We start from the raw sequence: 8,486 nt of genomic DNA on the forward strand, positions 1-8,486 counted from the left end.
GCGGCCGCGGCCGTCAGGGACATCCCCGACGGCGCCTCCATCATGGTCTCCGGCTTCGGCCTCTGCGGCATTCCCGAGAACCTGATCGCGGCTCTGAGGGACCGGGGGGTCAAGAACCTCACCCTCATGAGCAACAACGCGGGGACCAACGACTTCGGAATCACCCTCCTCCTGCAGAACCGCCAAGTGAGGAAGATGATCGCGACCTACGTGGGGGAGAACAAGGTCTTCGAGAAGATGGCCTTGGCGGGCGAGATCGAGGTGGAACTGAACCCCCAGGGCACGTTCGCGGAGCGGATGCGGGCAGGAGGGGCGGGGGTGGCGGCCTTCTTCACCCCCACCGCCTACGGCACCCTCGTGGCCGAGGGCAAGGAGGTGCGGTGGTTCGGCGGACGGGCTCACCTCCTGGAGACCGCCCTCCGCGCGGACTACGCCTTCGTGAAGGCTTGGAAAGGCGATCACCTGGGCAACCTCGTCTTCCGCCGCACCACCCGCAACTTCGGCCCCGTGATGGCCATGGCCGCGCGCACGACCATAGCCGAGGTGGAGCAGCTGGTGCCGGAGGGGGCCCTCGACCCCGACGCGGTCGTCACCCCCGGCATCTTTGTGAAACGGATCCTCCAGGGCCGAAGCTACGAGAAGCGGATCGAGAAACGGACCCTCCGCGGCGAGGGAGGGGGGGAGGTCGACGGCAAGCGCGAGCGCATCGTGCGCCGGGCGGCCCTCGAGATGAAGGACGGGTACTACGTCAACCTGGGGATCGGGATGCCCACCCTGGCCGGCAACTACCTCCCCGCGGGCGTCTCCATCGTCCTCCATTCCGAGAACGGCATGCTGGGGGTGGGCCCCTATCCGCGGCCGGGCGAGGAGGACCCCGATCTCATCAATGCGGGGAAGGAGCCGGTGACGGAGCTGCCGGGCACGTGCTACTTCTCGAGCGCCGACTCCTTCGCCATGGTGCGCGGCGGCCACGTGGACCTCACGATCCTGGGGGCCCTGCAGGTGGACCGCGAGGGCAACCTCGCCAACTGGACCATCCCGGGCAAGATGATGAAGGGCATGGGCGGGGCCATGGACCTGGTGGCGGGCGCGCGTCGCGTGGTCGTGACCATGGAACACACGGCCAAGGACGGCTCGCCCAAGATCCTCGAGCGCTGCACGCTGCCTCTCACCGGCCAGCGCTGCGTGAACCTGATCGTGACCGACATGGCCGTCGTCGAGATCACCCGGGAGGGCCCGGTTCTCAAGGAATACGCGCCCGACACCACCCCCGACGCCGTGCAACGGGCAACGGGCACGGCCCTGATCATCCCCGGCGACGTCAAGCCCATGGAGTTCTGAGCCCAGGGACCAGGAGAGCAACATGTCCAGCAAGCAGCCCCCGGCCCCCCTCGCTCCTCCCGTCGCCCCGCCCCCCGCCCGCCGCTTCACCGACTCCGTGGAGAGACCCAGCACCGTGATCGGGGCCAGCATCAAGATCAAAGGCGAGCTCACGGGTGGGGATTCTGTCGACGTCGCGGGAAGCCTGGAGGGAGTGTCGCGGGTCGCAGGCTTCTATCTGGTGCGCGAGGGTGCGCGCGTGGTCGGCCCGATCGCCGCCGCCGCCGTCCTCGTGGAGGGAGAGGTCGAGGGGCAACTGATCGAGGCGCGCAAGGTCGAGATCGGCGCCGCATCACGGGTGCGGGCTCACATTCGCGCGTCGGTCGTGGCCATCGCCGAGGGGGCCTACTTCGAGGGGCAGATCGAAATGAGCGGGGAGGAGGGCGAGACCGCCCGCCTAGCATTTCAGGAGCGGCGCCGGCGCGATGGCGGCCGAGAGGCGAGGGCTCTCCCCACGGCCGCCCCCCAACCCGCGGCACCCCCGGGGGAGAAGAAGTAGCAGGGTCGGCTGCTGTCCTGGGCTCGTCGACGCTGGGAGGAGACATGATTCAAGAGGTCGTCATTCTGAGCGGGTGCCGGACGCCGATCGGCACCTTCGGGGGCGCGTTCAAGGACGTGCCCGCGACCGATCTGGGCGCGGTGACGGTCCGGGAGGCGGTGAAACGCGCGGGCATCCGCGCCGACCAGGTGGACGAAGTGGTCCTGGGTTGCATCCTGCAGGCGGGAGTGGGCATGAACCCTGCGCGCCAGGCCGCGATCAAGGCCGGGATCCCGGAGTCGGTCCCCGCCCACACCGTGAACAAGGTCTGCGGCTCGGGCCTGAAGGCGGTGATGCTCGCCGCGCAGGCCGTCAAGTGCGGCGACGCAGAGGTGGTGGTGGCGGGCGGCCTCGAAAACATGAGCCGGGCGCCCTTCCTGCTTCCGGGGGCGCGCTGGGGGGAGCGGCTGGGCCACGGCCGGGTGCTGGACCACATGATCCACGAGGGCCTCACCGACGCCTTCCACGATATACACATGGGAGTCACGGCCGAGAACCTCGTTGAGCGTTACCGGATCAGCCGCGAGGATCAGGACGCGTTCGCGGCGGAGAGCCAGGCCCGGGCCCAGGCCGCGATCGGTGCGGGGAGGTTCAAAGCGGAGATCGTGCCCGTACCCGTCCCGCAGCGGAAGGGGGAGCCCGCGCTGGTCGAGAAGGACGAGCACCCCCGGGCGGACACGACCTTGGAGTCGCTGGGCAGGCTCAAGCCCGCCTTCAAGAAGGACGGAACGGTCACGGCCGGAAACTCGAGCGGCTTGAACGACGGGGCGGCCGCCCTCGTGGTCACGAGCGCGGCCCGGGCGGCGGGACTGGGCGTGAGGCCGCTGGCTCGGATCGTGGCCTATGCCTCGGCCGCGGTGGACCCGAGGTTCATGGGCATCGGCCCCGTGCCCGCGGTGCGCAAGGCGCTGGAGAGAGCCGGCCTGGGTCTGGAAGCCATCGACCTCTTCGAGCTCAACGAGGCCTTCGCTGCCCAGAGTCTGGCCGTGCTGGGCGAGCTGAACCTCGATCCCGCCCGGGTTAACGTCAACGGGGGGGCCATTGCCCTCGGCCACCCCATCGGCGCCTCGGGGGCCCGCATCCTTGTCACCCTCCTTCATGCCCTGGCCGCGCGGGGTGCCAAGCGCGGTCTCGCTGGCCTTTGCATCGGTGGTGGTCAGGGCGTGGCCCTTTTGGTGGAGCGACTCTAGCGGCTTTGTGCCCCAGGCGGCCCGCTTGGTGCCGCGGGTCCGCTCAGCCTCGCACCGACTGTCGATTGCGGCCACCGAGGTCTGGCTGTGCGCTCGCTACCGCGCAGGGCTGGTGCCCGCCGCGCTCAACCCGAGGTTGCGGGGATGGCCAACACCGCCGCGACATCGCTCTGACTCCGGCGAACGGGCGGCTTGAGGCTCGCGGCTCCTCTATTTCTTCCTTTCTACAGGTTAGTGGCGTAGAGTGGTGGCTTACCGGTTAATTTGCGGGCGCTTTCTCCTTGAACCAGAGGAACGGCGCTCCCACGGAAGCAGTGAAAACAGGCGGCTGGACATGTGCGTGGTACAGCCAACGCGCAGTGCCTACAGCCTCTTGGGTTCCTCAGCAGTAAGCGTCGTGAATGGGACCTGGAGGTCAACTATGTTCCGCGCGCGAGTTCCGGACCGGAAGCCTCAAGTGAACACTCGAACGATCATGACGAGGAAGTACCGAAGGTTCGCGCTCATTCTCGTCGCCGCGTCTTCGTTGATTGGGCTCCTTGCAAGCGCCCCCAGCGCTGCTGCCCAGTCTTCCGAGGCACAGCCCATTCCCTTCAGCGTGGTACCGATCAACGTGGCGGTGAACGACCTCGTCTTCGATCCGTTTCAACAGAAGATCTACTTCGCGCTTCCGAGCTCGGCAGGTCCCGTGTTTGGCAACACGATCGTCGGCCTCGACACCCAAACCGGAACCGTCGGACCCGTGGCCCTTACCGGCAGCGAGCCCAACCGGCTCGCCATCTCCGACGACGGGCTCTTTCTCTATGTCGGGCTGAGTGGCGCGAACTCCGTGCAGCGCTTTCACCTGCCCGATCTGAAACCGGATATCAGCTTCTCTTTGGGAAGCGATTCCTTCCTTGGGCCGCTCTTTGCCAGGGATATTCAAGTCATGCCTGGCAACTCCCACTCGGTTGCCGTGGCGCGCATGTACAAGAACTTGAGCCCATCGTCAGCGGGCATTGCCATATTCGACGACGGGGTGGAGCGTCCGAACACGACGCCGTTCTTCGCCCCTTTCGACTCGATCCAGTTCGGTAGGAACGACTCCACCCTTTATGCCTACAACAGCGAAACGAGCGGGCTCGATTTCTATCAGGTGAGCGTCGATTCCTCGGGGCTCACTCTCGGAAGCCACGTGGGCGGTTTGATCGCCGGTTTCAACTCGAACATCCACTTCGACTGGGGGACGGGCCTCGTCTACGGAGACGACGGCGGCGCGATCGATCCCGTCGCCCTCACTCTCATAGGCACCTATTCCGCTCGGGGAGTGATGATCCCCGACTCGGGCGTGGGGAGAGCCTTCTTCGTAACATCGGACTTCTCGACGGGCGACACGCAGATCCAGGCGTTCGACCAGGGCCGGTTCACGCCTCTCGGGGCCATCGACCTCGGGAATGTCATTCCTGTTGCGAGCTCGGCAGCGAGCTTCATCCGCTGGGGCCCCACGGGACTGGCGTTCCGCACGACCGGGCCCACGGGGCAGGTGTTCCTGCTCGTAAGCACGCTTGTGCTTCCACCTTCCTCGACACCAAACCCGGCTCCGGTCGCGACCGCCCTTCTTCCGTCGAACGCGTCCGTGGGCGGGCCGAATCTCGGGATGATTGTGCAGGGCTCGAACTTTGCGCTAGGGTCGACCGTGCTATGGAATGGACGCGTTCGAACCACGCGTTTCCTCGATAGCAACTACTTGCTCGCCTGGATTCCGACCACCGACCTCGTGAGCAAAGGAAGCGCACGGGTGAGCGTATTCACACCGGCCCCTGCGGGAGGCACGTCGGCACCACTCTCGTTCACGATCAAGTGAGCGCCGAGGGAGTACCTTCACCAGGACACGAAACGCGAGGGTCCTTCAAAGCGAAGACGTGATTCCCTGAGCTCCCTCAATGACAAACGAGGGACGTCGTCTCCGCGAAACAGAAACCCCAAAGGCAATCGGTTTCAAAGAGGCGGTCACGCGGGCAATGGTCCATTGATCCACGACCCAAGGACGGTAGGCGGCTCAGACTGACCCCGTGCCCGCGCTGGTTCTCCTTGACACCCCCCGCCTTCTTCCACTACGCTTGGTTATCCGATCCCGTCGAGCCGAGACGCTTAGTCTCCGCTCCTCCCCATTTCGCAGCTTCCACGAAGAGACGCCATGGCCAACGACGACCCGTTCTCGACCACACCCAAGGGCCCGGGGCCGCCTCGCCGCGGACGTCCGCCCAAGAATGACTCCGCCCGCGGCCGACCTCCCCGGGGACCCCGTGCCCCCGGCGACGACGAGATGCCCCCCGAGTTCGCAGTCGCCACCCAGGAGCCCGAGGCTCCGGAGCCGGCGGCGGTGGAGGTGGGGGCGGAGACGGGCGCAGCGGTAACGGGCTCCGCGGAGGTGGGGGGAGACCGCCTGGATCTGGCGGAGCTCAAGGAGATGGGTATCGCCAAGCTGGCGGGGGTGGCCAAGTCCCTGGAGATCCCGGGCGCCGCCGCCATGAAGAAGCCGGAGCTGGTCTTCCAGATCCTGCGCGCCCAGGCGGAGAAGGAGGGGCTCATCTTCTCCGAGGGGGTGCTGGAGATCCTGCCCGACGGCTTCGGCTTCCTGCGCGCCCCCGAGTACTGCTACCTGCCCGGCCCCGACGACATCTACGTCTCGCCCTCCCAGATCCGCAAGTTCGATTTGCGCACCGGCGACACCATCAGCGGCCAGATCCGCCCCCCCAAGGAGGACGAGCGCTACTTCGCGCTCATCAAGGTGGACGCCGTCAACTTTGAGCCCCCCGACAAGTCGAAGGAGAAGATCTTCTTCGACAACCTGACCCCCCTCTATCCCCAGAGCCGGATCCGGCTCGAGACCCTGCCCGAGCACCTCTCGACCCGCGTGCTGGACCTCATGACCCCGCTCGGCAAGGGCCAGCGGGCCTTGATTGTGGCCGCCCCCCGCACCGGGAAGACCATGCTCCTCCAGGCCATCGCCAACGCCATCACCAGCAACCACCCGGAGATCGTCCTCATCGTGCTCCTCATCGACGAGCGGCCGGAGGAGGTGACGGACATGCAGCGCTCCGTCCACGGCGAGGTCATCTCCTCCACCTTCGACGAGCCGGCGGACCGGCATGTGCAGGTGGCGGAGATGGTGATGGAGAAGGCCAAGCGCCTGGTCGAGCACAAGAAGGACGTGGTGATCCTGCTCGACTCCATCACCCGCCTGGCCCGGGCCTACAACACCATCGTGCCCCCTTCGGGGAAGGTGCTCTCGGGCGGCGTGGACAGCAACGCCCTCCAGCGTCCCAAGCGGTTCTTCGGGGCCGCCCGCAACGTGGAGGAAGGGGGGTCCCTCACCATCATCGCCTCCGCCCTGGTGGAGACGGGCTCCCGCATGGACGACGTGATCTTCGAGGAGTTCAAGGGCACGGGCAACGCGGAGATCGTGCTCGACCGCAAGCTCACGGACAAGCGGATCTTCCCCTCCATCGACATCAACCGGAGCGGGACCCGCAAAGAGGAACTGCTCATCCCCAAGGAAGAGCTGAACCGAGCCTGGATCCTGCGCAAGGTCCTCTCCGCCCTCTCCCCGGTAGAGGCCATGGAGCTGCTTCTGGAGCGCCTGGCCAAGACGAAGGCCAACAAGGAGTTCCTGGAGAGCATGTCCAGCGGGGCTTAGGGGCCCGGCGCCGCGCTCCGCCGTCGGGCGGGCCCAGGCTCGCGCGGAAGGAGATGGGGCCCATGGGTGGGGCCCCAGGGGCGACGTCCCCGGGCTCAGTTGTTTTCGATCGTCCGGTCCCCCAGGCCTGCGCGAACGGTGATCTGCACGGTGTTGGCGGCGAGGCTCTTGCCGTTGTGGCGCAAGGTCACCTTGATCCCGTACTGCCCCGCCACCTTGTACTCGTGCTCGGACGTGAAGCGTCGCTCGATCTTGGTGCCCGGCTCGAAAGGCGGACAGTCGGATTCCTGGAGGCTCTTGCCGCCGTCTCCCCACTCCCACTGGACCTCGGGGCAGTAGAGCTCCTCGACATCGTCCCCCCCCGTGAGCTCGGCCGTGAAGAAGACATTCACGGGCGAGAAGGCCATGCGGGGGGCGGCCCGCACGTCTAGGCTGGGTTTCTTGCTCTTCTTGGCCTCCTCGGCCCCGAGGGTCGGGGCCCCCAGGGCGAGGATCAGAAGCGTCACGACCGTGGCTCGTGGCATCGTCATTTCTCCGGGCCGGGAGGGGTGGCCTCCCCACCATTGTAGACCCTCGTTCTCCCCGCGCCTAGAATCAAGCATGAGCGAGATCCGAGGCCTTCGCCTGGCCCCCCGCGCGTCCCACAAGGAGAAGCGCCTGGCCGCGCTGCGGGAGGGTCGCGAGACGGCCGGCCCCAGCCTCCAGGAGGCGGTGGAGGACGCCCAGCTCTTGGGCAGCTTGAATCTCTCCGGCTTCGACTTGGCTTGGGAGGAGGTGAAGGCGTCCCGGCGCGGCGAGCCTGTGCATCCGGCGATCCTGGGCCTGCGGCGGGCGGGCAAAGCAGTGGACGCCCAAGCCCCCTTCAGCGTGGCCTCCCTCGTCGCCTGGCACGAGGCCGTGGTCGGGGTCGCCCCCGGCTATCGCCAGACGGACCGTGAGCGCGTCAACGCCCCGACCCCCGCCCCCCCCGGACGGATCGCGGGTCGGCTGGCCATCCTGGATCAGTGGCTGAACGCGGCCAGCGCCCACGAGCTGAAGCCCGTCCAGCAGGGGGCGCTCGTTCTCGCCCGGGTCATCGAGATCCTGCCTTTCGAAGACGGAAACGGCCGCGTCTCCCGTCTGGCCGCCTCCCACCTCATGGTGCGGGCGGGGATGCGGCCCCCGATCCTGGTGGGGGGCGATGGCCCCCGCCTCATCCAATGCCTGGGGGCCGCCTTCCAGCTCCAGCTGGAGCCGCTGGCCGCGCTCCTCGAAGAGGCCTCCGAGCGCTGCCTGGACGTGATGATCCGCACCCTGGAGTCCACCGCCTGAACACTCTCCGTTTGGAGATCCCGCCCTCACTCCAGCGCATCCTCGAGAGCGTGCGCGCGGCCGGAGGCAGACCCCTCTTCGTGGGGGGAGTCGTGCGCGATGCCCTCCTGGGCCTGCCCGTGAAGGACTTCGACCTGGAGGTCTATGGCCTGGCCGCGGACGAGCTGGAGCGTGTCCTGGCCTCCGCGGGGAGAGTGGACACGGTGGGCCAGGCCTTCACCGTCTACAAGCTGAGCGGCCTCCCGGGACTGGAGGCCGCGGTGGACGTCTCGATTCCCCGCCGTGATTCCAAGGTGGGGCCAGGGCACCGGGGGATCGCGGTCATGGGCGACCCCGGACTCTCGGTCGAGGAGGCCTCCCGGCGCCGGGACTTCACGATCAACGCGCT

General features: G+C 67.5%; 8 protein-coding genes. 7 read left to right on the plus strand and 1 reads right to left on the minus strand.

Features of this window, described 5'->3' with window-relative positions:
• The 5 genes from VN461_03760 to rho all read left to right on the plus strand — a co-directional run.
• On the plus strand, window positions 1–1,341 hold a 1,341-nt coding region (locus VN461_03760), incomplete at its 5' end, for a 3-oxoacid CoA-transferase (GenBank protein ID HXB53874.1).
• A 22-nt stretch (window positions 1,342–1,363) separates the two neighbouring features.
• On the plus strand, window positions 1,364–1,879 hold the full coding sequence (locus tag VN461_03765) for a polymer-forming cytoskeletal protein (protein HXB53875.1): 516 nt from the start codon (window positions 1,364–1,366) through the stop codon (window positions 1,877–1,879).
• Window positions 1,880–1,926: 47 nt separating this feature from the next.
• Entirely contained in the window at window positions 1,927–3,108 is a 1,182-nt protein-coding gene (locus VN461_03770) for an acetyl-CoA C-acetyltransferase (protein HXB53876.1), read from the plus strand.
• Between the two features lie 457 nt (window positions 3,109–3,565).
• Window positions 3,566–4,951: a hypothetical protein gene (locus VN461_03775; protein HXB53877.1), complete on the plus strand. Its 1,386-nt coding sequence runs from the start codon at window positions 3,566–3,568 to the stop codon at window positions 4,949–4,951.
• 582 nt (window positions 4,952–5,533) lie between these two features.
• Window positions 5,534–6,787: a transcription termination factor Rho gene (rho, locus tag VN461_03780; protein HXB53878.1), complete on the plus strand. Its 1,254-nt coding sequence runs from the start codon at window positions 5,534–5,536 to the stop codon at window positions 6,785–6,787.
• A 95-nt stretch (window positions 6,788–6,882) separates the two neighbouring features.
• On the opposite strand, the gene VN461_03785 is transcribed toward rho, so the two are convergent.
• Complete coding sequence (locus tag VN461_03785; protein HXB53879.1) at window positions 6,883–7,311, minus strand: hypothetical protein; 429 nt, start codon at window positions 7,309–7,311, stop codon at window positions 6,883–6,885.
• Between the two features lie 76 nt (window positions 7,312–7,387).
• Here VN461_03785 and VN461_03790 point away from each other — a divergent pair, with 76 nt between their 5' ends.
• Both VN461_03790 and VN461_03795 read left to right on the plus strand, forming a co-directional pair.
• On the plus strand, window positions 7,388–8,098 hold the full coding sequence (locus VN461_03790) for a Fic family protein (protein ID HXB53880.1): 711 nt from the start codon (window positions 7,388–7,390) through the stop codon (window positions 8,096–8,098).
• Window positions 8,099–8,109: 11 nt separating this feature from the next.
• Window positions 8,110–8,486, plus strand: a 377-nt coding sequence (locus VN461_03795; protein ID HXB53881.1) for a hypothetical protein, incomplete at its 3' end; no start/stop codon positions are given.

The organism is Vicinamibacteria bacterium (assembly GCA_035570235.1).
In the GTDB taxonomy this organism is placed as follows: Bacteria; Acidobacteriota; Vicinamibacteria; order Fen-336; family Fen-336; genus DATMML01.

Excerpts from the sequence above, each read along its gene's own strand:
- VN461_03765 (HXB53875.1), top strand. The coding sequence starts at position 1,364 with ATGTCCAGCAAGCAGCCCCCGGCCCCCCTCGCTCCTCCCGTCGCCCCG.
- VN461_03790 (HXB53880.1), top strand. The coding sequence starts at position 7,388 with ATGAGCGAGATCCGAGGCCTTCGCCTGGCCCCCCGCGCGTCCCACAAG.
- VN461_03785 (HXB53879.1), bottom strand. The coding sequence starts at position 7,311 with ATGCCACGAGCCACGGTCGTGACGCTTCTGATCCTCGCCCTGGGGGCC.